The following is a 23,430-nucleotide window of genomic DNA, read 5'->3' on the forward strand; positions in this document are numbered from 1 at the left end:
TGCCGGGGACGCGCCGCTTTTCGTTCGGATCGTGCTTCGTTCAGATCCCGGGCTCGATCAGCACCGGATAGCAGCGGGCGCCGGACGCGGCGGCCAGGACCTCGACGGCACCGACCGTCGAGGCGTCGCCCGCCACGTGGACCACGTCCGTGCTGCGCAGCGAGGGCAGATGGGCCGTCAGGGGACCCGGGCGGACCTCGGGGGGGCGCTGGCGGGTCCGGTCGGACACCATGACGATGCGCGTCACCCCGGTGGCGCGCAGCCAGTCGAGGGCGGGGCGCATGTAGAGGTCGAGGGGATCGCGCGCGCCGACCATCAGGGTGACTTCGCGGGCCGGATCGATGTAGCGGGCGGCCCGGGCGATCGACCAGATCGGCGCGAAGCCGGTCTCGGCCGCGAGTAGGACGAGACGTCCGCTGCCCGGCCGGTAGAAGCCGCGCCCGACCGGGCCCTTCACCTTGACGGGGTGATCGAGATCGATGCCCTCGCCGAGGGCGTGCCCGAGGCCGCTCCCGTCGGAATTCAGGCGCAGTTGAAAGACGAGTTCGTTGAGTTCGGCCGAGCCATCGACCCGCAGGGTCGGGCTCAGGGTCGCGGGCTCGAAACCCGCGAAGGTCACCACGACCTGATGGCCCGGCTCCAGCGGCAATCGGCGGGTGAGCGTCACCACGACCTGGACGGTGTGCAGTCCGAGCGGACTGATCTCCGTCACGGTCCCAGTCCGCTTCTGGACGGCGGCGCTCCGGGTCGGCAGGGGATGGGGGCGGGGCGCCTCGATGCTGGCCGGGCGCGGCAGGGCGAGCTTCACCGACTCGCTGCGATGCGAACGGCTCTGGGCGCGGCGCGGAGCCGGCGCCGACCCCTGTCCGTTCAATCCGGGTGTGGGGGCGATCATCCCATCGGCGAGGGCGGCCTCCAGCGGTGTGTCGCCGGTGGAAACGCGCACGGACTTGCCGTTGACGACGAGCGAGCAGCGGGCGCTCATGGTCGTCCTTCGAATGGTGGAGAGGCGGGAAAGGATGAATGTGCCGCGACGCGATCTCGGCGCGTCAGCGCGGGCCGTCGAGGATCATGTCGACGAGGGCCGCCCAGCGGTCGCGAACGATCCGCGCCTCGGGCGTCAGCGTCTCGGGGACCTCCATCCGGGTCAGGCAGGCGCGCAGGCGCTCCGTCTCGCGGCGCTCGGCGCCGAGGACCGCCTTCATCACCTGAATTTCCGCCCGGAGGCGGGACACCTCGGCATTCGTCTGATCGGGCCGGGCCGGCACGGGCGCCGGTTCCTCACGCACCGGAACCGGGGCGGGAACGACGTGGAGCGGCCGCGCCATCAGGCGCCGGACGATACTGGTGTCGATCTCGTCGTCTGCGATCCGCAACGCGGCCTGCGCCATCACACCATCTCCTGGCGGCCGGCGCTGACGCCCACCGCTCGCACCCGTTCTAAGGGTGAACGATGCCGGATCATGGTTAAGGGAGGTTTAAGCCGATCCTCGAGACTTCGTTGGATCGGTTCGGCGTTTCGCCTCAAGCTGCTTCAGGCGCAGCCCCGAGAAGTTGCCGGGCCTGCAGCATCGACATCGGCTCCCCGAAGGCAAATCCTTGCGCATATTCGCAGCCGAGCTCGAACAGAGCCTGCGTATCACCCTCGGATTCTGCACCCTCGGCGATGATCGACAGTCCGAGTTCCTGGGCCATCTTCACGATGGACCGCAGGATCGCGGTCTGGCCCGTCGCGATCTGGCGCACGAAGGACCGGTCGATCTTGATCGCGTCGAAGGGGAAGCGCTGCAGGTAGGACAGGGCCGAATAACCGGTGCCGAAATTGTCGAGGGAGAGACCGGCCCCGAGGTCGCGGATGCGGTGAAGCATCTGTGCGGCGTATTCCGGGTTTTCCATCACGAGGCTCTCGCTCATTTCGAGCTTGAGGGACCCTGGAATCACACCGGAGCGCGCCAGAATCGTCTTCACGTCGTGCAGCAGGTCGTGTCGCAGGAGCTGACGCGAAGACACGTTGACGGAGGCGAAGATCGGCGGATCGACGTCGAGGGAGCGCTGCCATGCGGCGAGTTCCAGGGCGGTCCGCTCCAGGGCGAAGATGCCCAGGTTGACGATGAAGCCGCTCTCCTCCGCGATGGGCAGGAAGGTCGCCGGCGTGATGCGGCCGAGCTTCGGATGGTCCCAGCGCAGCAGCGTCTCGAAGCCCGCCACGGTGCGGTCCTCCAGCCGGACGATGGGCTGGAACAGGACCTTCATCTCGTTGCGCTCGATCGACCGGCGCAGGTCGGCCTCCAGCATCAGCCGGTCGCCGCGCTCGTTGCGCATGGTGGCGCGGAAGACCTCGATGCGGTCGCCGCCGCCGCGCTTGGCCTGGATCATGGCCATCTCGGCGTTCTTGAAGACCTCGTCCCGCTTCAGATTCGCGCCGCCCTCGTGCAGGGTGATGCCGATGGAGACGGTGAGGAAGATCTCGCGGTCGGCATAAGTGATCGGCGTGGCGATCGCCTTGCGGATCATCTCCGCGAAGGCGAGGATCCGGTCGGGCTCGCGCTCCGACAGAAGGATCAAGGCGAACTCGTCGCCCGCGACCCGGGCCAGGGTGTCCTGCGGCCGAAGGAGCCGGCCGAGGCGGCGCGACAGGGTCAGCAGGATCGAATCGCCCGCCGAGAGACCGATGACCTCGTTGATCCCCTTGAAGCGGTCGATGTCGAGGACGATCGTGGTCGGCTTCAGGCGCGGGTCCTGGCTGGCGAAGGCCAGGGCGGCATCGAGGCGGTCGTAGAAGAGCTCGCGGTTCGGCAGGCCCGTCAGGCTGTCGTGGACCGCGTCGTGCAGCAGGCGTTCCTCGGCGGTCTTCACCTCCGTGACGTCGCTGATCGTGCCGACGACGCGGATCACCTCGCCGTCCGACCCGATGACCGGGCGCGCCTTCAGGCGATACCAGAAGTAGGGTCCCACCGTGGAACGGAGGCGGAAGTCGTGGACGATGCGGCCGCGCCGCTCCTCGATCACGGTATCGAGGGCGGCCGAGTAGCGCTCGACGTCGAAGGGATGCACGAGGTTCAGCCAGTTCGCCGCGGGCCCTTCGAGGGTGCCGCGCTTGAGGCCGAGTTGGCCCTCGATCTCCTGGCCCGCGAAGACCCGGTCGCCGGGCACGTCCCAGTCGAACACCACGTCGCCGGCTCCCGTCAGGGCGAGCGCCCGCCGCTCTGTGTCCGACACCAGGGCGTGGGTGAGGCCGCCGCCCGCGAAGGCATGCTGCATCACCGTGAAGCCGATAAGCATGACGATGAGTACGAGGCCGCCGATCAGCGCCGGCTGGACGAGGTCGCTGCCGATCTGACCGGTGATGGCGAAGCCCGCCGCCACCACCCAGACCAGGAGCAGGCACCAGGTCGGGACCAGCAGGATGGCGCGGTCGTAACCGTTATGTGCCGCGAGGTAGACGATCAGCAGGAGGCCAACCCCCGCCACCGCCGCCACGGAGATGCGCGCCACGCCCGCCGCCACCGGCGGATCGAACACCGCGAGGCCCACGAGGCAGGCGAGGAACAGCAGCCAGATGATGGCGACGTGGCTGTAGCGGACGTGCCAGCGGCTGAGATTGAGATAGGCGAACAGGAAGACGAGGAGCGTCGCACCCAAAACCGCCTCGGTGGAGGCACGGTAGACCCGCTCGGCTACTTCGGTGATGGGGAAGATGCGTTGCAGAAAGCCGAAGTCGATGCACGCATAGGCCAGGACCGCCCAGGCGAGCGAGGCCGCCGCCGGAAAGATGATCGCGCCCTTGACCACGAAGATGATCGTCAGGAACAGGGCCAGGAGGCCCGCGATGCCGATGATGATACCCTTGTAGAGCGTCAGCCCGGTCGATTTCTTCCGGTAGGCTTCCTGGTCCCAGAGATAGACCTGCGGGATGTTCGGGCCGCGCAGCTCCGCCACGTAGGTGACGGTGGCGCCCGGATCGAGGGTGATGACGAACTGGTCGGAATCCGGGTTCTCGTCGCGCTCGGGACGGATGCCCTGGCTCGCCGTGATGGCGGCGATGCGCGAGCCGCCGAGGTCGGGCCAGATCACGCCCGAGCCGACGAGGCGGAAATGCGGGGCGACGAGGACCCGGTCGACCTGCTCGTCGGTGTCGTTGGTCAGCGCGAAGACCATCCAGTCGGGCCGGGCCCCGGCGTCGCGGGCCTTGACCACGATGCGGCGGACGATGCCGTCCTTGCCCGGGGCGGTGGAGATCTGGATGAGATCGCCGTCCGAGCGGTAGCGCTCGATCATCGGGGTGAGGTCGATCGCCGGCGCATCGAGGGTGACCCGCACGGCCTCGACGGCCCGGGCCGGCACGATCCCGGCCAGCAGGCCGAGGAGCGTCGCGACGAGGGCCGACAGGATGACGGCGATGACGGGGGCGATTCTGCGCAACGGGCGAGTGTTCCGGCCGGGCGGGGCGTCGTCGGGAAGAAGGGCAGGAAAGATCCGTCTGGGCCGGCGGCTCAGTCGTATCGGCGGGTTCCGCCGCGAGCAAGGCGGGCGAGCGCCGCGTGGGCGGGCATTCACCGTTTCCTAACCGTGGCGCGGAGCCGCTTCGATCGCCCGCCTTTGCGGCCAAAACAAGCCGGGCGGTATCGCTTCAGGCGGTGCGGAGCGTCGCCGCGATCCGGTCGAGGCCCGGCAGCTTCTTGATCGGCCCGATCGCCGCCAGGGTCGGCGCGCCGGAGAGCAGGTGTTTGCCGGCGGCGCGAACGTGATCCACCGTGACGGCATCGACCTTGGCGATGACTTCGCTCGCCGGAATGACGCGGCCCCAGGCCAGGATCTGGCGGGCGTTGCGCTCAATGCGCCCACCCGGCGTCTCCAGGGCGGAGAGTAGCGCCACCTTCAGCTGCGCCTTGGCGCGGGCGACCTCCACAGTGTCGGCGTCCGCCGCCGCCCGGATCGTCGCCTCGAGGGTCACGTCCATGAGTTCGGCGAGATCCCCACCGGACGTGCCGGCGCCGATGCCGAACAGGCCGCAATCGTAGAACGACCAGTGGAAGGACTGGATCTCGTATGCGAGGCCGCGGGTCTCGCGCACCTCGTGCCAGAGCCGGGAGGTCAGACCGCCCCCGAGCACCTGCGCGAAGATGTGAAGGGCGTAGTAGTTCTCGTCGCGGAACGAGAGGCCCGGCAGGCCGAGCACGACGTTCGCCTGTTCGAGCTTCCGGGGCAGGCGCTTCTCGCCGCCGCCATAGAGGCCCGGGACCGTCTCCGGCGCCTGCCGCGGGGCGAGGCCGCCGAAGTGCCGGGTCGCGGAGGCGACGATGCGCTCGTGCTCGATGGCGCCGGCGGCGGCCAGGACGATGCGGTCGGGGGTGTATTCCCGCGCGATATAGGCCTGGATGGCGTCGCGGTCGAAGCTGTTGATGGTCTGCGGCGTACCGATGATCGGCCGGCCCATGGGCTGGTTCGGAAACGCCGCCTCGGTGAAGGCCTCGTAGACGACGTCGTCCGGCGTATCCTCGATGGCTGCGTGCTCCTGCAGGATCACGCTCTTCTCGCGGGCGAGTTCGCCCGCATCGAAGACCGAGCCCGTGAGGATGTCGCCGATCACGTCGAGGGCGACGCCCGCATCCTCGCCCAGGACCCGCGCCGTGTAGCTCGTGCCCTCCGCGCTGGTGGCGGCGTTGATGTCGCCACCGACATTCTCGATATCCTCCGCGATGCGGCGCGCCGAGCGGGTCTTCGTACCCTTGAAGGCCATGTGCTCGATGAGGTGGCTGAGGCCGCCCTCGTCCGCGCGCTCATGGCGCGAGCCCGCCCCGACCCAGACTCCGAGGGTCGCCGTCGCCACGCCCGGCATGGCCTCGCTGACCACGGTGACCCCGTTGTCGAGCTTGGTGATCTTCAGGTCGGGGGAGGCGCCGTGGGTGGCGAAATGCTGGTTCATGGGCGCTCACGCTCCCCTGGTGATGCGGGCGCGCTCGCGGATGAAGGTCTCGACCGCCGCCTGGTCGTTGGCGACCCGCGAGAAGGTCTCGGGCCGGTCCATCAGGTCGGCGAGGTGCGGCGGCAGTTCCGGGCGCCGCCCGCCGATCGCCTTCGCCACCGCGTCGGGGAACTTGGCCGCGTGGGCGGTGGCGAGCGCCACCACGGGCGTGCGCGGATCCTTGGCGAGCAGCTTGCGGGCCGTATGCACGCCGATGGCGCTGTGGGGATCGATGACGTGCCCGGTCTCGGCGTGCGTGCGGGCGATTTCCGCGACGACCTCGGGCTCGGAGACGGCGGTGGCGTCGAACTCGGAGCGCACGGTGTCGAGCACGGCGGCGTCGAGGTGGAAGCCCCCCGACTGCTTCAGGCCCGCCATGAGGCGGCCGAGGCTGGTGGCGTCGCGGCCGAGAGCCTCGAACAGCAGGCGCTCGAAATTCGAGGAGATCTGGATGTCCATGGAGGGCGAGGTGGTGGGCTGCACGCCGCGCACCTCGTAGGCCCCGTGCTCCAGAGTGCGGGCCAGGATGTCGTTGGCGTTGGTGCCGATCATCAGGCGCTCGATCGGCAGCCCCATGCGCTTGGCGACCCAGCCGGCCAGGATGTCGCCGAAATTGCCGGTCGGCACCGCGAAGGAGACCGGGCGATGCGGCGCGCCGAGCGCCACGGCCGCGGTGAAGTAGTAGACCGCCTGGGCGGCGACGCGGGCCCAGTTGATCGAGTTGACGCCGGAGAGGCGCACGTCGTCGGCGAAGTCCGCGTGCTGGAACAGCGCTTTGACGATGTTCTGGCAATCGTCGAAGTTACCGTCGATGGCGATGGCGTGGACGTTGTGCGCCCCCACCGAGGTCATCTGCCGGCGCTGCACCTCGGAGACCCGGCCTTCCGGGAACAGGATGAAGATGTCGACCTGATCGAGGCCCCGGAAGGCCTCGACCGCTGCGCTCCCGGTGTCACCCGAGGTGGCGCCCACGATGGTGGCCCGGGCGCCGCGCGCCCGCAGGACGTGGTCCATCAGGCGCCCGAGGAGCTGCATCGCCACGTCCTTGAACGCGAGCGTCGGGCCGTGGAAAAGCTCGAGCAGGAACAGGTTGTCGTCGAGCTGGGTCAGCGGGCAGACCGCCGGGTGCCGGAAGGTGGCGTAAGCCTCCTCGATCATCCGATCGAGGTCCCCATCGGCGATCTCCCCGTCGATGAGGGGGCGCAGCACAGTCTTGGCGGCGTCGGCGTAGCGCAGACCCGCGAGGTTCGCGATGGCGGGTTTCGCGATCTGCGGCCAGGTCTCGGGCACGTAGAGGCCGCCGTCGCGGGCGAGGCCGGCAAGCAGGGCATCGGAAAAGCTGAGGGGCGCCGCGGCGCCGCGGGTCGAAACGTGAAGCAAGGGGGCCTCCGGGAAGGCGCCCCGTCTACACGATGTCGGCGGGCGTGTCGAAAGGCGCCGGTCCGGTCAGGCGCTGCTCCCCGGCGCCTTCACGAGGCGGCATCCGCTTATGCGCCAGGCGCCATCGGGCTGGCGCTCCAGGCTGTAGAGGGCGGCCCAGTCGGTGCCGGCCTCGTCCTGAAGGCTGACCCCGAGGGCGAGGCCGTCGTCCCCGGCCTCCTCGATGCGGTCCACGCTGTAGCGCCGGGCGCGGTAGACGGCCGCATAGCCCTCCCGCACCATCGCCAGGAAGGTGTCGGGGGAGGGGAACATGTTCTGGATGGCCGGGGCCGCCTGAGCGTAGGCGGTGGCCGCGTCGTCGCGCCGAAACGCCTCGATCTGGCGCTCCACCGTGGCCCGGGCCGCGTCCCGCGCGGCGGTGTCGGCCGCCATCGCCGGGGCGGCGAAGAGGATTGCGAGGAACAGGAGAACCGCGCGCATGATGCCGACTCCGTGACGTGACCGAGCGGGTAAGCCTACGCCGATCACGCCAGCCGGCAATGCAAGTTTCCGGCCGGTGCCGTCACGAACGCGCGGGCGCGGGCTCCGATGCCTCGTGCAGGCGTCGCCAGGCGAACACGCCGAAGACCGCGACGAGGCAGCCCGCGATGCCGAACCAGGTAAAGGCGTACTGGAGATGGTTGTTCGGCAGGTCGACCCGAAGCTGGCCGCCCTTCGGCCATCCCCCGGGATTGGGTGTCCCGTCAGCCTCGACGAGGTAGGGGCGCGGATCGGCGATGCCACGGGCGGCACTGATGCCGGCGATGTCGCGGTTGAACCACTCGTTGCGGACCGGGTCCGGTGCGGGCACGAACATGGTGCGCGGCTCGGAGCCGCGCAGGATCCCGGTGACCGTGGTCGGCCCCTCGACCTGACCGGACGCGCGGTCGGCGGGTGCCTTCAGCTCGGTGGGCACGAAGCCGCGATTGACCAGCACGGTGCCGCCATCCTCCAGCCGGAAGGGGGTCAGCACGTAGTAGCCCTGAAGCGCCCGGCCCGGAACCGCGCCGGCGGCGAGACCATGCACCAGCGTCTCCGCCTCGTGCCGGAAGCGTCCGGCGATGCGGACCCGCCGGAACTCGTCCCGCGCCGGGTCCCAGCTCTGGATCGGCGGCAACGGAGCCGGCGGCTCGACCTTCGAGCGCGCCAGGATGCGGCCGATCAATGCCTCCTTCTCGCCCTTGCGCTCCAGCTGCCAGAACCCGAGTCCGAGCAGGATGGCGAGGCAGACCAGCGAGACGAGGCCGGGCGCCAGGATGCTGCGCCAAGCACCGGAACGAAGAGGGCTGCCGGTCCGAAGGGTCGAAGCCATGATCAGCGAAAGCGTCCCTGCTCGGCCTTGTTGGTGAATTGCAGGGCGGCCAGAACACCTTTGAGGGGGCGCACCATGGCGAGGCTCAACCCAATCGATAGCGAGCCGGCCACGAGGGCGTGGACCCACATCGGCGGCTCGTAGGTGATCTCCATCCAGAGGGCGAGGCCCACCACGAGGATGCCCACGATGGACATCACGAAGAAAGCCGGACCGTCACCGGAATTGAAGCTCTCGTAATCGAGGTCGCAGACCTCGCAGGACGGGCGAAAGGTGAGGAAGCCGTCGAACATGTGCCCCTCGCCGCAGCGCGGGCAGCGCCCGCGCAGGCCGGCGGAAATCGGTGGGGGCTTCGGCCTAGAGACGTCCAAGATGTCAAACTCCTCGGCCGGCGTGGCGCCGACGGGCACGATATGGGGATCGGCGGACCGACCTTCACGCGGCTCCCACGAAAAAGGGCGGCTTGCGCCGCCCTCTTCAACCCTGTCATGCGGTCGGTGACGCCCTCAGTGCGCGCCGTGGCCCACGCCGGCGCCCCAGACGTAGATGGAGGCGAACAGGAACAGCCAGACCACGTCCACGAAGTGCCAGTACCAGGCCGCGAATTCGAAGCCGAGGTGCTGGCGCACCGTGAACTGGCCCAGATAGGCGCGGTACAGGCAGATCGCGAGGAAGATCGTGCCGATGATGACGTGGAAGCCGTGGAAGCCCGTCGCCATGAAGAAGGTCGACGAGTAGATGCTGCCCGAGAAGCCGAAATGGGCGTGGGCGTACTCATAGGCCTGGCAGGCGGAGAACAGCACGCCGAGAATGATCGTCAGCCACAGGCCGTACTTCAGGCCCTTCCGGTCGTCGTTCAGCAGGGCGTGGTGGGCCCAGGTGATCGTGGTGCCGGAGGTGAGCAGGATCAGGGTGTTGAGGAGGGGCAGGTGCCAGGGGTCGAAGGCCTCGATGCCCTTCGGCGGCCAGGTCCCGCCGGTGAAGTCCACGCGCGAGGCCTGGATCGGGTCGGCGGTGTAGAGCGCCGCTTCGAAATAGGCCCAGAACCAGGCGACGAAGAACATCACCTCGGAGGCGATGAACATGATCATCCCGTAGCGGTGGTGCAGCTGCACCACGCGGGTGTGATCACCGGTCTCGGCCTCGTGGACCACGTCCTTCCACCAGGCGAACATGGTGTAGAGCACGCCGATAGCGCCGGCGCCGAAGATGTAGGGGCCGGGCGTGAGCGTGCCGATCTGCAGGCTCTTCATCCAGAACACGGCGCCGAAGGCCATCAGAAAGCCCGAGAACGCGCCGATCAGCGGCCACGGACTCGGGGCCAGAATATGGAAATCGTGATTTTTGGCGCCTGCCTCGGCCATTGAACTCTTCTCCTGCCCCCGACCTCCGGGTCGTCTCCGACCCGCGATCCGTTGAATGCCGATCTCGACCGGGTTGCCCCGGATTGTTGTGACGAACCCTTAGCCAGGGTCGTGCGGTGTTGTCACGCTTGGCGCCTCAAAAATTCGACTTCGTCCCCGTGCCGCCCGTTGTCGCAAGCGCGGCCGTGGGCTGGCCGTTCTTGGAAGCGAAGTAGGTGTAGGACAGGGTCATCTCGGAGAGATGCGCGGTGTTCGAGTCCTTACGCACGTCCGGGTCGATGTAGAACACCACCGGGAAGTCCATGGTCTCGCCGGGCTTCAAGGTCTGCTCGTTGAAGCAGAAGCACTCGACCTTCACGAAGAACCCACCCATCAGCGCCGGCTGCACGTTGAAGGTCGCGATGCCGGTGGAGGGGGTGGTGCCGGTGTTCTTCACACGGAAGAACACTGTCTTGGTCTCACCGAGCCGCGCCTCGACCTTCGGCGATTCGGCCTGGAACCGCCACGGCAGGTTCGACGAGACGTTGGTGTCGAAGCGGACCAGCATGGTGTCGTCGACGGCCGCGCGCGTCGGCGCGAGGCCGGTGCGGGGCGTGCCGTCGAACCCGGTCGCCTTGCAGAACATGTCGTAGAGCGGCACCGACGCGAAGGCGAGGCCGACCATCCCGAAGGCGAGCCCCGCGCAGGCGAAGGCGGTGACGCCGGCCCGGTTCGCCCGCGCGGACGGCGTCGGGGCCTGCGAAACCCCGAACGGCGTGACCTCGGGCTGCTCGTCTCTGCGGTCGGTCATGGGGCTCCGTCGCGGCTGGGGCGAGCGTCAGATCGGTCGGTTCAGGACCTGCGGCCCGAGCTTGGCGATCGTGAGGACGTAGAAGATGGTCACCAGCGCGAACAGCACGGCCGCGATGGCAATGGAACGCTTGCGCCGACGCTGGGCCTCCTCGGGCGTCAGCGGACGCGGCGCCACGGGGCGCTCGCTCACGCGAACACCGGGCGGAACAGGCCGAGGCTCTGCTCGGCCAGCAGGGCCGAGAACATCAGGAACAGGTGCAGGATCGAGAACCCGAACATGCCCATGGCGGCCTTGCGCTCAGGCTCGCCCTCGCGGTTGCGGAAGACGTGGACGCTGAAGGCCAGCATGGCGAGGCCGCCGACGAAGGCCGTCACGGCGTAGAGCCAGCCGCCGAAGCCGAGGAAGACGGGGGCGAGGCCCACGGGGAAGAGCAGCGCAGAGTAGGCGATGATCTGCCGGCGGGTCGACTGCGGCCCGGCGACGTTCGGCATCATGGGAATGCCGGCCTTGGCGTAATCCGCCGACTTGATGAGCGCCAGGGCCCAGAAATGCGGCGGCGTCCAGATGAAGATGATCATGAACAGGACGAAGGACTCGATGCCGAGGCTACCGGTGACGGCGGCCTGGCCGACCATCGGGGGGAGGGCGCCGGCCGCGCCGCCGATGACGATGTTCTGCGGCGTCGCCCGCTTCAGCCACATCGAGTAGACCACCGCGTAGAACACGATGGTGAAGGCGAGCAGGCCTGCGGCGAGCCAGTTCGAGGCGAGGCCGAGCACCAGCACCGAGCCCACCGACAGGACGATGCCGAAGGCGAGGGCCTCGTCCGGGCGGATGCGGCCGTCCGGGATCGGGCGCTTGGCCGTGCGGGTCATCACCGCGTCGATATCGGCGTCCCACCACATGTTGAGGCAGCCGGAAGCGCCCGCGCCCACCGCGATCATCAGGAGCGAGATCGAGCCGACCACCGGCTGGATGTGGACGTTCGAGACCAGCATGCCGACGAGGGCGGTGAAGATGACGAGCACCATCACGCGGGGCTTCAGCAGGGCGAAGAAGTCCGACACCTCGCCGCCGACCGGCGACAGAACTTGCGGCTCGGCGCCAGCGGATAGGCTGTTCGACAGGCTCGTCATGGATTCCTGATACGGTTCTCGTGTCCGGAGAAGTTTGGATCGCGCCGCGGGGCGCCGCCCTTTGCGGGAAGCCTCGAAACCGCTCGGATGAGCTGGGCCGGGGTTTCCGGGAAAGAGCGAGGACCGCTCGCGCGGTCCTCGCAATCCTCGAAACGCTGCGTCGCGTCTCAGTGGTGGCCCGGCTCGTCGACGATCCGGGGGAGCGTCTCGAACTGGTGGAAGGGCGGGGGAGAGGACAGCGTCCACTCGAGGGTGGTCGCACCCTCGCCCCACGGATTGTCGGCAGCGCGGCGGCTGGAACGGAAGGCCAGGACGACGCCGATGAAGAACACGACCATGCCGAGGGCGAAGATGTGCCCGCCCCAGGTGGAGACCTTGTGCCAGCCGGCGAAAGCCTCCGGATAGTCGGCGTAGCGGCGCGGCATGCCGGCGAGACCAAGGAAGTGCATCGGGAAGAACAGGACGTTCGCGCCGATGAAGGCCAGCCAGAAGTGCAGCTTGCCGGCCCATTCGGGGATGATGTGGCCAGTCATCTTCGGGAACCAGTAGTAGACACCCGCGAAGATGATGAACACGGCACCGAGCGAGAGCACGTAGTGGAAGTGCGCCACGACGTAGTAGGTGTCGTGCAGGTACTTATCGACCGCCGAGTTCGCGAGCACCACGCCGGTGACGCCGCCGACCGTGAACAGGAAGATGAAGCCGACCGCCCAGTGCATGGCGGCGGTGAAGCGGATCGAGCCGCCCCACATCGTCGCGATCCAGGAGAAGATCTTCACGCCGGTGGGCACCGCGATGACCATCGTGGCGAACACGAAGTAGGACTGCGTCTGCAGCGACAGGCCGACCGTGTACATGTGGTGGGCCCACACGACGAAGCCGACGACGCCGATGGCGACCATGGCGTAGGCCATGGCGAGGTAACCGAAGACGGGCTTCCTCGAGAAGGTCGAGATGATGTGGCTGACGATGCCGAAGGCCGGCAGGATCATGATGTAGACTTCGGGGTGGCCGAAGAACCAGAACAGGTGCTGGTAGAGCACCGGGTCACCGCCGCCGGCCGGATCGAAGAAGGTCGTGCCGAAGTTGCGGTCGGTCAGCAGCATGGTGATCGCGCCGGCGAGGACCGGGAGCGACAGGAGCAGCAGGAAGGCGGTCACCAGCATCGACCAGGCGAACAGCGGCATCTTGTGCAGGGTCATGCCCGGCGCGCGCATGTTCAGGATGGTGGTGATGAAGTTGATGGCGCCGAGGATCGAGCCGGCTCCCGAGAGGTGGAGGGCGAAGATCGCGAAATCGACGGCCGGGCCGGGATGGCCGGACGAGGACAGCGGCGGATACACGGTCCAGCCGGTGCCGGCGCCGGAAGACCCGGGGGCGCCCTCGACGAACAGCGAGCAGACGAGGCTGAAGAAGCCCGCCACCGTCAGCCAGAACGAGATGTTGTTCATGCGCGGGAACGCCATGTCGGGCGCGCCGATCATGAGGGGCACGAACCAGTTGCCGAAGCCGCCGATGAGCGCCGGCATCACCATGAAGAACACCATGATGAGGCCGTGCCCGGTCACGAACACGTTGTAGGTGCCGGGGTTGGCGAAGTACTGGAGGCCGGGCTCCTCCATCTCCATGCGGATGCCGAAGGAGAGGAACGCGCCCATGATGCCCGCGCAGAAGGCGAACAGCAGGTAGAGGGTGCCGATGTCCTTGTGGTTCGTCGACAGGAACCAGCGGGAGAAGAAGGACGGCATGTGGTGGTCGTGGGCATCGTGGTGCCCGGTATGTGCTGCGGCGTTCGCCATGGATGCAGACCTTAGTCCAGGTTTCTCGTGATCATCGCGGTGGGCGGGACCGGGCGCCGCTCGAGGGCCCGGTCCCCGGGATCCGCGCCCTTACCGGGCGTCGGCGAACTTCGAGGCGTCGTCGATGCGGGCGAACTTGGTCTTACCCTCGGCGAGCCACTTGGCGTAGGCCTCCTCGCTGACGACCTGCACGGTGATCGGCATGTAGGCGTGGCGGGCACCGCAGAGCTCGGAGCACTGGCCGTGGTAGGTGCCCTCGCGCTCGGCCTTGAACCAGAACTGGTTCAGGCGGCCCGGCACGGCGTCGATCTTGAAGCCGAAGGACGGCATCGCCCAGGAGTGCATGACGTCGGCAGCGGTGACCTGGATCTTAACGATCTTGTTCACCGGCACGACCATGTCGTTGTCGGTGCCGAGCAGCTTCGGCTGCTTGTCCTCGTCGAGGTTGGCGTCGAACGTGAAGCCGCCGCCGTTCTCCACGGCCGGGTACTCGTAGGACCAGTACCAGGCGTGGCCGATGACCTTCACCAGCACGTCGGCCTTCGGGTCCGAGAGCTGCGTGCGCAGCAGGCGGAACGACGGAATCGCGACGGCCACCAGGATCAGCACCGGGACGATGGTCCAGGCGACTTCGATCATGGTGTTGTGGGTGGTCTTCGACGGTGTCGGGTTCGCCTTCTCGCTGAAGCGGAAGACGCAATAGAGGATCAGGCCGAGCACGAACAGCGAGATGCCGAACGAGAGCCAGTGCATGCCGTGCTCGAACGAATGGATGTCCCGTGCGTTCTCGGTGACGGCGACCTGACGGTCCATCTGCCACGGCACGGGCTGGCCGATGCCGGCGGCGAGCGCCGACGACGATGAGACGAGGAACGCGCCGAGCGCGGCAAGCCCCCATGATGACCGGTGTTGCGCCTGCGTCGTCCGCATGTGCCTCTCTTGGCTCCCCGTGATTGTGATCGACGATGCCGCGCGTCTTGCTGGCTTTAGATGAAATCGCAAGTGCATTTCGCGGACCGCGAGCCATGCGCGGGGATAAACCCACGTCTGGCCGATTGGCGCTTCAGACCACATGGTTGAAGGGTGCGCAACCGCAACAGCGTCGCATCATGCACCTTCCCGCACGGTCTTGGCCTCGACTCGGGCGTTTGACCGTCTATCGAGGGTGTGCGGGCAGTTCGCCTGCGCTTGCAGGTATTCAAAACGCCAGAGGCCCCCGCCGCCGGGGCATCCCTCAAGCCGAGGTCCGCGCGTGATCGATCGACTGGAATTCATCCTGGCGCTGGCTCGCGAACGCCATTTCGGACGGGCCGCCCAGGCGTGCAACGTCTCGCAGCAGACCCTCTCGGCGGGGGTGAAGCAACTCGAGGATCGCCTCGGCGTCCTTCTCGTCCAGCGCGGCTCCCGCTTCCAGGGCTTCACGCCGGAGGGGGAGCGCGTGCTGGAATGGGCGCGCCGCATCGTCGGTGACGCGCGCGCCATGCGCGAGGAGGTGGCGAGCCTCCGGCGCGGCCTCTCCGGCACCCTGCGGCTCGCGGCGATCCCCACCGCGACGCCGATCGTCGCTGCCCTGACCACGCCCTTCCGCGCCCGGCATCCAAACGTGCGCTTTTCCGTGCAGTCGACCACCTCGGGCGAGATCGGGCGCCTCATCGCCGATCTCGAGATCGACGCGGGCATCACCTATCTGGAGAACGAGCCCCTGGGCCGGCTCAGCGCGGTCCCGCTCTACCGGGAGCGCTACCGCCTGCTGACGGCCATCGACGGCGTCTTCGGGGGCCGGGACGCCGTCACCTGGGACGAGGTGGCGAGCCTGCCGCTCTGCCTGCTCACGCCGGACATGCAGAACCGGCGCATCATCGACCGGCAACTCCTGAAGGCCGGCACCGAGTCCGCCCCGCTCCTCGAATCGAACTCGATGATCGTACTCCTGACCCATGTCCGCACCGCCAAATGGGCCAGCATCATGCCGGCGGTCCTGGCCGATACCTTCCGGCTGAACGACCGCATCCGCGCGGTGCCCATCATGGACCCCGACCTGAGCCACTCCGTCGGTCTCGTGGTGCCGGAGCGCGAACCGATGACGCCCCTCTGCGCGGGGCTCATCGTAGAGGCGCGCAACGCAGCCCCGGGCATCGCGGAGATGATCGACGTCCTCTGAAAAGAATTTGAGACAGCCTCAAAAGCCGACGCTGTCGCTCACGTTTTTGCGTCGCAAAATCGTATTTCGACAAAAATCCGTTGTCGGACAACGGAACTGCACGATTGATCATCCCGCACCGAGATTCCACCCTGGAACCAGAACAAGATAAGTCTGGGTAGGAACAATGGTGCCGAACGAGCCCTGGAGCGAGCCCCGCGCCGCCGGGATCATCGCCGAACACATCCACCTTGAGGGCGCGACCCTGCCGATCCTGCACGCCCTACAGGAGACCTTCGGCTACGTCGACGAGGGTGCCGTCCCGCTGATCGCGGATGCGCTCAATCTGTCGCGGGCCGAGGTCCACGGCTGCATCACCTTCTATCATGATTTCCGCCGCGCCCCGGCCGGCCGCCATCAGGTGAAGCTCTGTCGGGCCGAGGCCTGCCAGGCCATGGGATCGGACGCCCTGCACGCCCAGATCCTCGCGCGCCTCGGAATCGATTGGCACGAGACCACGGCGGACGGCCAGGTCACCGTCGAGCCGGTCTACTGCCTCGGCCTCTGCGCCAACGGCCCCGGCGCCCTCATCGACGACGAGCCCCTGGCCCGGCTCACCGCCGACTCACTGGAATCGGCCTTGGCCGAGGTGAAGTCATGAGCGTCACCCTCTACGTCCCCCGCGACGCCGTCGCCCTCGGGCTCGGGGCCAACCGCGTCGCTCGCGCCCTGTTCGCCGGAGCCGAGCGGCGAGGCCTCGACGTCACCATCGTGCGCACGGGTTCGCGCGGGATGCTCTGGCTGGAACCGATGATCGAGGTCGGCACGGCCGAAGGCCGCATCGCCTACGGCCCCGTCACCCTCGGCGACGTCGATGGCCTGCTCGATGCCGGTCTGGTTAATGGCGGGGCGCATGCTCTGCGCCTCGGCGACCCCGAAAAGATCCCCTACCTCGCCCGCCAGCATCGCCTGACCTTCCAGCGCTGCGGCGTCGTCGATCCGGTCTCGGTGGCGGATTACCGAGCCCACGGCGGCTACAGGGGCCTCGAAGAGGCTCTGAAGCGCGATGCCGCCGGCATCGTTGCGGAAGTGCGCGAGTCGGGCCTGCGCGGCCGCGGCGGCGCGGGCTTCCCGGCCGGCATCAAGTGGAACACGGTGATGCTGGCGCAGTCGCACCAGAAATACGTGGTCTGCAACGCTGACGAGGGCGATTCCGGCACCTTCGCCGATCGCATGATGATGGAGGGCGACCCCTTCAACCTCATCGAGGGCATGACCATTGCGGGAATCGCGACGGGCGCTACGCGCGGCTACATCTACCTGCGCTCCGAGTATCCCCAGGCCTTCGCGACCCTGAAGGAGGCGATCGCCAACGGCATCAAGGTGGGCGTCCTCGGCGCCGACGTGATGGGTTCGGGCAAGGCCTTCCACCTCGAGGTCCGCCTCGGGGCGGGTGCCTACATCTGCGGCGAGGAGACCTCGCTGCTGGAGAGCCTGGAGGGCCGTCGCGGCATCGTGCGCGCCAAGCCGCCGATCCCGGCCCTGAAGGGCTTCCTCGGCCAGCCGACGCTGGTCAACAACGTCATGACCTTCACGGCCGTGCCCTACATCCTGGAGCACGGCGCCAAGGCCTATGCCGAGTACGGCATGGGCCGCTCGCTCGGGACGCTCGCGATCCAGCTCGCCGGCAACATCAAGCACGGCGGCCTGATCGAGTACGCCTTCGGCATCACCTTACGCGAGATCATCGAGGATTTCGGTGGCGGCACTCAGAGCGGCCGCCCGGTCCGCGCGGTGCAGGTGGGCGGTCCGCTCGGCGCCTACTTCCCCGACCATCTCCTCGATACGCCGCTGGATTACGAGGCGATGGCGGCAAAGAAGGGCCTCGTCGGCCATGGCGGCATCGTGGTGTTCGACGACACCGTCGATATGGCCAAGCAGGCCCGTTTCGCCTTCGAATTCTGCGCGGTCGAGTCGTGCGGCAAATGCACGCCCTGCCGCATCGGCGCGACGCGCGGCGTCGAGACCATGGACAAGGTCATCGCGGGTATCCGCCCGACCGAGAACCTCGCCGTGGTCGCCGACCTCTGCGACGTGATGACGGACGGCTCGCTCTGCGCCATGGGCGGCCTCACGCCGATGCCCGTCATGAGCGCGATCACCCACTTTCCCGAGGATTTCCAGCAGCGCGGACCCATGTCCGTCGCCGCCGAGTAAGGAGGCGCGATCCATGGCCCTCATCAAAGAGATCGATTACGGCACCCCGATCCGGGTGAACGAGCAGACCGTGACGCTCACCATCGACGGCATGAGCGTCACCGTCCCGGCCGGCACCTCGGTCATGGCCGCCGCCATGCACGCGGGCACCGCGATCCCCAAGCTCTGCGCCACCGATTCGCTGGAAGCCTTCGGCTCCTGCCGCCTCTGCCTCGTGGAGATCGAGGGCCGGCGCGGCACGCCCGCCTCCTGCACCACGCCCGCCGAGAACGGCATGGTGGTCTCGACCCAGACGGACAAGCTCGCCAAGCTCCGCAAGGGCGTGATGGAGCTCTACATCTCCGATCACCCCCTCGACTGTTTGACCTGCGCGGCCAACGGCGACTGCGAATTGCAGGACATGGCCGGCGCCGTGGGCTTGCGCGACGTGCGCTACGGCTATGACGGGGCCAACCACGTCAAGCCGACCTCCGAACAGTACCTGCCCAAGGACACCTCGAATCCGTACTTCACCTACGATCCCTCGAAGTGCATCGTCTGCAACCGCTGCGTGCGCGCCTGCGAGGAGACGCAGGGGACCTTCGCGCTGACGATTTCGGGGCGCGGCTTCGACAGCCGCGTGGCCGCCGGGCCGACAGACTTCATGAACTCGGAATGCGTCTCCTGCGGTGCCTGCGTGCAGGCCTGCCCGACCGCGACGCTCCAGGAAAAGTCGATCATCGAGCACGGCCAGCCGGACCATTCCGAGATCACCACCTGCGCCTATTGCGGCGTCGGCTGCTCGTTCAAGGCCGAGATGCAGGGCACCCGCATCGTCCGCATGGTCCCTTACAAGGGCGGCAAGGCGAACGAGGGCCATTCCTGCGTGAAGGGCCGCTTCGCCTACGGCTACGCCACCCACAAGGACCGCATCACCAAGCCGATGATCCGCGACAAGATCACGGACCCCTGGCAGGAAGTTTCGTGGGAGGTCGCGATCGACCGCGCCGCCTCCGAGTTCAAGCGCATTCAGGCGAAGTACGGCAAGGATTCGGTCGGCGGCATCACCTCGTCCCGCTGCACCAACGAGGAGGCCTACCTCGTCCAGAAGCTGGTGCGGGCGGCCTTCGGCAACAACAACGTCGACACCTGCGCCCGCGTCTGCCATTCGCCCACCGGCTACGGCCTGATGTCGACGCTCGGCACTTCGGCCGGCACGCAGGACTTCGCCTCCGTGGCGCATTCCGACGTGATCCTGGTGATCGGCGCCAACCCTACCGACGGCCACCCGGTCTTCGCCTCGCGCATGAAGAAACGCCTGCGCGAGGGCGCCAAGCTCATCGTCGCCGATCCGCGGAAGATCGACCTCGTCAAGTCGCCCCACATCAAGGCCGACCACCACCTGCCTCTGAAGCCCGGCTCGAACGTCGCCTTCATCAATTCGATGGCGCACGTCATCGTTACCGAAGGCCTCGTCGACGAGGCGTACGTGCGCGAGCGCTGCGACCTCGGCGACTTCGAGGCATGGGCCCGCTTCGTGGCCGACGAGCGCCACTCGCCGGAAGCGCAGGCGACCTATACGGGCATCGATCCGGCCGAGCTTCGCGCCGCCGCGCGTCTTTACGCCAAGGGGGGCGCCGCCGGCATCTATTACGGTCTCGGCGTCACCGAGCACAGCCAGGGCTCGACCATGGTCATGGGCATGGCCAACATCGCCATGGCCACCGGCAACATCGGCATGCTGGGCGCCGGCGTGAACCCGCTGCGCGGCCAGAACAACGTTCAGGGCTCCTGCGACATGGGCTCGTTCCCGCACGAGCTGCCGGGCTACCGCCACGTCTCGGACGATGCCACCCGCGAGACCTTCGAATCGCTCTGGGGCGTCTCCCTCGACCAGCATCCGGGCCTGCGCATCACCAACATGCTGGATGAAGCCGTCGATGGCGCCTTCAAGGGCATGTACATCCAGGGTGAGGACATCGCGCAGTCCGATCCGGACACGCACCACGTCACCGCCGGCCTGATGGCGATGGAGTGCATCGTCATCCAGGACATCTTCCTCAACGAGACGGCGAAGTACGCCCACGTCTTCCTGCCGGGCGCATCGTTCCTGGAGAAGGACGGCACCTTCACCAACGCCGAGCGCCGCATCTCCCGCGTGCGCAAGGTGATGCCACCGCTCTCCGGCGTCGGCGACTGGGAGGGCACGATGCTGCTCTCGAACGCACTCGGCTACCCCATGAACTACAGCCACCCGAGCGAGATCATGGACGAGATTGCGTCCCTGACCCCGAGCTTCGCGGGGGTCAGCTTCGCCAAGCTCGACGAGCTCGGATCGATCCAGTGGCCGTGCAACGACGCGGCCCCGCGCGGCACCCCGATGATGCACGTGGACCGCTTCGTGCGGGGCCTCGGCAAGTTCATGATCACCGAGTACGTGCCCACCGAGGAGCGCACGGGTCCGCGCTTCCCGCTCATCCTCACCACCGGCCGCATCCTGTCGCAGTACAATGTCGGCGCGCAGACCCGCCGCACCGAGAACTCGCGCTGGCACGAGGAGGACGTGCTGGAGATCCACCCCTTCGACGCCGAGGTGCGCGGCATCGTGGACGGCGATCTCGTCGCCCTTGAGAGCCGCTCGGGCGACATCGCCCTGAAGGCCATCGTGTCCGAGCGCATGCAGCCCGGCGTGGTGTATACGACCTTCCACCACGCCAAGACCGGCGCCAACGTGATCACCACCGACTACTCGGACTGGGCCACCAACTGCCCCGAGTACAAGGTCACGGCGGTGCAGGTCCGGCGGACGAACCGCCCCTCCGACTGGCAGGCGCGCTTCTTCGAGGAAGATTTCTCGCTGACCCGGATTGCGACCCAGCTGAATGCGGCCGAGTGACCAGGACAATCTGACGACGAACGACGGGGACGCGGCGGTCGAGACCGCCCGGCGCGTGCCCACCCTTGTCGTCGCCTACGACGACGCGGAGCCCCGTACCGGTACCCGGCCCCTCGCGGTCGAGATGCCGGTCAACCTCGTCTACGGCACCGTGCCTTACGCCGTGATGATGACGACGCCGGCCGACCTCGTGGACTTCGCCTACGGGTTCAGCCTCACCGAGGGCATCATCGCGGCGGCCGACGAGATCCGCTCGGTCCAGGTCGAGACGGACGCGGCGGAGGGCGGCATGCGCCTCCTCGTCGACCTCGTGCCGGGGCGTCTGCGCGAGCACCTGGCCCGCAAGCGCGCCATGACGGGTCGCACCGGCTGCGGCGTCTGCGGGATCGACGACCTCGCGTCCCTGCCCAAGGCCGAGGCACCGCTGCACGGGGCGCGGCGGGTCGGCATTGCGGCGATCCAGCGGGCACTCCTCGCCATGGGGGACGCGCAGGTGCTCAACGCGGAGACGCGGGCGGTGCACGCTGCGGCCTGGGCCGATCTCGACGGCACACTCGTCGCGCTCCGCGAGGATGTCGGGCGCCACAACGGCCTCGACAAGCTGATCGGCGCCCTGATTCGGCGCGGCACCGACCCGGCGGGCGGCTTCGTCGTCATCACCAGCCGGTGCTCGTTCGAGATGGTCGAGAAGGCCGCGAGCCTCGGCGCCACGGTGCTGGTGGCGATCTCGGCCCCGACCTCGCTCGCCATCGATCGGGCGCGCCTGCACGGCATGACGCTCTGCGCCATCGCCCGCTCCGACACCCTGACGGTCTTCACCGGCCGCGAACGCCTCGACCTTCCCGCGCAAACCTGACCCCGCGCGAGCCCCGCCCCAGCGACAGAGTGATCCGAGCCCATGAGCGCCCTGACGTCCGACCAGAAGCTGGCCCGCATGGCCAATCAGATCGCCACCTTCTTCCGCTCTTATCCGGAGGAGGAAGCTGTGGCCGGCATCCACAAGCACATCGTGGCGTTCTGGACGCCGAAGATGCGCGCCGCCCTGGAAGCCTACGGCCCGAACCCGGAGAGCGGCCTCGACCCCCTCGCGCTCCGGGCCCTTCAGGATACGCCGCAGGCCGACAGCCCCGTCCGTGCCGGCACCCGGGACCCGCATCTGCAGGGCGCCGGCGCCAGCGACGCCGGCTGAGCCGTCGGCTCGGACCTTGAAACGACGAAGGCCCGCGCGGGTGGTTCGCGCGGGCCTTCGGTCCATTCGAGCGCCGGGCGCTCAGTCCTTGTCGGCGTCCTTCGCGGTCGTGCCCGGCACGATCGTGGCGCCGCCGATTACCCGGACGGGACGCTTGGCGTCCGCCGGCACGTCCTTCCAGTTCTGGGCCGCCTTGTCCGGCGGTGGCTGTACGGCGGCCGGCGTCGTGCTCGTGGCGGACGTGGCCGGCGTCATCGCCTGGGGCGGCGCGATCGCGGCGCTAGCCGCCCCGGCCTTGGCTTCGGGCGGCGCGGCCACGGCCGGCACATCGGAGAGCTTCGGAGCCTCCGGCGTCGCGGCTGGGGACGCCGTCTTCGGCGGCGGGTTCAGACGCACCACCTTGCGGGGCGTCTCGGCTTTCGGGCGTGCCTCCGGCGCCCGGGCGTCCGGGTTGAGGCCCATCGGGTTCCGGTCGGCCGGCTCGACCCGGGGGGACGTCGTGGCACGCGGCCCGGGATCGGGTCGCGCGGCGAGATCGGACCGTCCGGCCAAGTCGGCGGGCGCGCGGCGTGGTTGAGTCTGCGGGAACGGGATGTCGGCGGGCGGAACGATGCGCTCGGCCTCGCGAATCGGCCGGCGCGGCGCCTCGTCCTCCTCGGTCCAGCCGTAACCGGGCGCGCGGCGCACGATTCGGGCAGGCATCTCGGGGGGCGGTGCGGTGAGGCGCTGGCGCCCGAGGACCCGGCCGTCGCGGGCATCCACGAACAGCCGCACCCGCTCGCCGTAGGGATTCGAAGCTTCGACGATGTAGGCCTGCCCGTCGAAGCGGGGGCGCGTCACCTCGGTGAAACCGCGCTCATTCAGGCGCCAGACGACGGCGCGCGGCGGCATGAACAGGTCCGGCTCGTGGGCGTATTGCGCCCGCGCCGTGCCGGAACCCAGAGCCGTCAGGCAGAGAAGGAGCGCCAGGGAGCCTGCCGATGTGGCACGGCGTGACGGGAATGCGCGCATCAGCGTCCTGCGACACAGAGCCATGGATGACGGTTTCCGAAAGTGGGCTCGGTCCGGGGGCCAGCTGTTGGCGCGGGTCCCCCGGTGACGATCCGCCGGGTCTCTCCGACCCCGCATGCCGCTTGTGCTCGGCGAGGCTTGATAGACCGTGGGAATGGGGCGAGATTGCGGGCCGGGCGTGGCGGAATCGGCGTCTGTTCCACCGTAAGA

At 68.4% G+C, this 23,430-nt stretch carries 21 protein-coding genes; 6 read left to right on the forward strand and 15 right to left on the reverse strand.

Annotation, left to right across the window (positions count from 1 at the left end):
• Positions 1-40: 40 nt before the first annotated feature.
• From MKK58_RS07270 to coxB, 14 genes are all read right to left on the reverse strand, one after another.
• Complete coding sequence (locus MKK58_RS07270; protein WP_243911426.1) at positions 41-985, reverse strand: ferredoxin--NAD(+) reductase; 945 nt, start codon at positions 983-985, stop codon at positions 41-43.
• A gap of 64 nt (positions 986-1,049) precedes the next feature.
• Positions 1,050-1,391 (reverse strand): hypothetical protein, encoded by a 342-nt coding sequence (locus tag MKK58_RS07275; protein ID WP_243911427.1) that lies wholly within the window; start codon positions 1,389-1,391, stop codon positions 1,050-1,052.
• 133 nt (positions 1,392-1,524) lie between these two features.
• Positions 1,525-4,401 carry an EAL domain-containing protein gene (locus MKK58_RS07280; protein ID WP_409565211.1) on the reverse strand — a complete coding sequence of 959 codons (2,877 nt, stop codon included), beginning with the start codon at positions 4,399-4,401 and terminating at the stop codon, positions 1,525-1,527.
• A 229-nt stretch (positions 4,402-4,630) separates the two neighbouring features.
• A complete protein-coding gene (locus tag MKK58_RS07285; RefSeq protein WP_243911428.1) occupies positions 4,631-5,926 on the reverse strand; it encodes a M16 family metallopeptidase in 1,296 nt (431 codons plus the stop codon).
• Positions 5,927-5,932: 6 nt separating this feature from the next.
• Positions 5,933-7,345: a threonine synthase gene (gene thrC, locus MKK58_RS07290; protein ID WP_243911429.1), complete on the reverse strand. Its 1,413-nt coding sequence runs from the start codon at positions 7,343-7,345 to the stop codon at positions 5,933-5,935.
• Between the two features lie 66 nt (positions 7,346-7,411).
• A complete protein-coding gene (locus MKK58_RS07295; protein ID WP_243911430.1) occupies positions 7,412-7,825 on the reverse strand; it encodes a DUF4864 domain-containing protein in 414 nt (137 codons plus the stop codon).
• 82 nt (positions 7,826-7,907) lie between these two features.
• Positions 7,908-8,696 carry an SURF1 family protein gene (locus MKK58_RS07300; RefSeq protein ID WP_243911431.1) on the reverse strand — a complete coding sequence of 263 codons (789 nt, stop codon included), beginning with the start codon at positions 8,694-8,696 and terminating at the stop codon, positions 7,908-7,910.
• 2 nt (positions 8,697-8,698) lie between these two features.
• Positions 8,699-9,067, reverse strand: coding sequence for a DUF983 domain-containing protein (locus MKK58_RS07305; RefSeq protein WP_243911432.1), 369 nt, complete (start codon positions 9,065-9,067; stop codon positions 8,699-8,701).
• Positions 9,068-9,202: 135 nt separating this feature from the next.
• Entirely contained in the window at positions 9,203-10,060 is an 858-nt protein-coding gene (locus MKK58_RS07310; RefSeq protein ID WP_243911433.1) for a cytochrome c oxidase subunit 3, read from the reverse strand.
• A gap of 136 nt (positions 10,061-10,196) precedes the next feature.
• Entirely contained in the window at positions 10,197-10,850 is a 654-nt protein-coding gene (locus tag MKK58_RS07315) for a cytochrome c oxidase assembly protein (RefSeq protein ID WP_243911434.1), read from the reverse strand.
• 27 nt (positions 10,851-10,877) lie between these two features.
• Entirely contained in the window at positions 10,878-11,042 is a 165-nt protein-coding gene (locus MKK58_RS07320; RefSeq protein ID WP_238281171.1) for a hypothetical protein, read from the reverse strand.
• Positions 11,039-11,989 (reverse strand): heme o synthase, encoded by a 951-nt coding sequence (locus MKK58_RS07325; protein WP_243911435.1) that lies wholly within the window; start codon positions 11,987-11,989, stop codon positions 11,039-11,041. Before MKK58_RS07325 ends, MKK58_RS07320 begins: the two co-directional genes overlap by 4 nt.
• A 167-nt stretch (positions 11,990-12,156) precedes the next feature.
• On the reverse strand, positions 12,157-13,788 hold the full coding sequence (gene ctaD / locus MKK58_RS07330; RefSeq protein WP_243911436.1) for a cytochrome c oxidase subunit I: 1,632 nt from the start codon (positions 13,786-13,788) through the stop codon (positions 12,157-12,159).
• A gap of 90 nt (positions 13,789-13,878) precedes the next feature.
• A complete protein-coding gene (gene coxB, locus MKK58_RS07335) occupies positions 13,879-14,718 on the reverse strand; it encodes a cytochrome c oxidase subunit II (RefSeq protein WP_243911437.1) in 840 nt (279 codons plus the stop codon).
• A gap of 322 nt (positions 14,719-15,040) precedes the next feature.
• Between coxB and MKK58_RS07340 the strand changes: the two genes are divergently transcribed.
• The 6 genes from MKK58_RS07340 to MKK58_RS07365 all read left to right on the forward strand — a co-directional run bounded on the left by MKK58_RS07340 (position 15,041) and on the right by MKK58_RS07365 (position 22,209).
• Positions 15,041-15,949 (forward strand): LysR family transcriptional regulator, encoded by a 909-nt coding sequence (locus tag MKK58_RS07340; RefSeq protein WP_243911438.1) that lies wholly within the window; start codon positions 15,041-15,043, stop codon positions 15,947-15,949.
• A gap of 166 nt (positions 15,950-16,115) precedes the next feature.
• The gene (locus MKK58_RS07345; protein ID WP_243911439.1) at positions 16,116-16,589 is read left to right on the forward strand and encodes a formate dehydrogenase subunit gamma; all 474 of its coding nucleotides are present in this window, start codon (positions 16,116-16,118) and stop codon (positions 16,587-16,589) included.
• Positions 16,586-18,145 carry a formate dehydrogenase beta subunit gene (locus MKK58_RS07350; protein ID WP_243911440.1) on the forward strand — a complete coding sequence of 520 codons (1,560 nt, stop codon included), beginning with the start codon at positions 16,586-16,588 and terminating at the stop codon, positions 18,143-18,145. Before MKK58_RS07345 ends, MKK58_RS07350 begins: the two co-directional genes overlap by 4 nt.
• A gap of 13 nt (positions 18,146-18,158) precedes the next feature.
• Entirely contained in the window at positions 18,159-21,020 is a 2,862-nt protein-coding gene (gene fdhF, locus MKK58_RS07355) for a formate dehydrogenase subunit alpha (RefSeq protein ID WP_243911441.1), read from the forward strand.
• Positions 21,007-21,876, forward strand: coding sequence for a formate dehydrogenase accessory sulfurtransferase FdhD (gene fdhD / locus MKK58_RS07360; RefSeq protein ID WP_243911442.1), 870 nt, complete (start codon positions 21,007-21,009; stop codon positions 21,874-21,876). Before fdhF ends, fdhD begins: the two co-directional genes overlap by 14 nt.
• A gap of 42 nt (positions 21,877-21,918) precedes the next feature.
• Positions 21,919-22,209, forward strand: a complete 291-nt coding sequence (locus MKK58_RS07365) for a formate dehydrogenase subunit delta (protein WP_243911443.1) — start codon at positions 21,919-21,921, stop codon at positions 22,207-22,209.
• An 81-nt stretch (positions 22,210-22,290) separates the two neighbouring features.
• Here MKK58_RS07365 and MKK58_RS07370 read toward each other — a convergent pair whose 3' ends face one another.
• Positions 22,291-23,220, reverse strand: a complete 930-nt coding sequence (locus MKK58_RS07370; protein ID WP_243911444.1) for a hypothetical protein — start codon at positions 23,218-23,220, stop codon at positions 22,291-22,293.
• Positions 23,221-23,430 lie beyond the last annotated feature (210 nt).

Source organism: Methylobacterium sp. J-078 (assembly GCF_022829285.1).
Classification (GTDB): domain Bacteria; phylum Pseudomonadota; class Alphaproteobacteria; order Rhizobiales; family Beijerinckiaceae; genus Methylobacterium.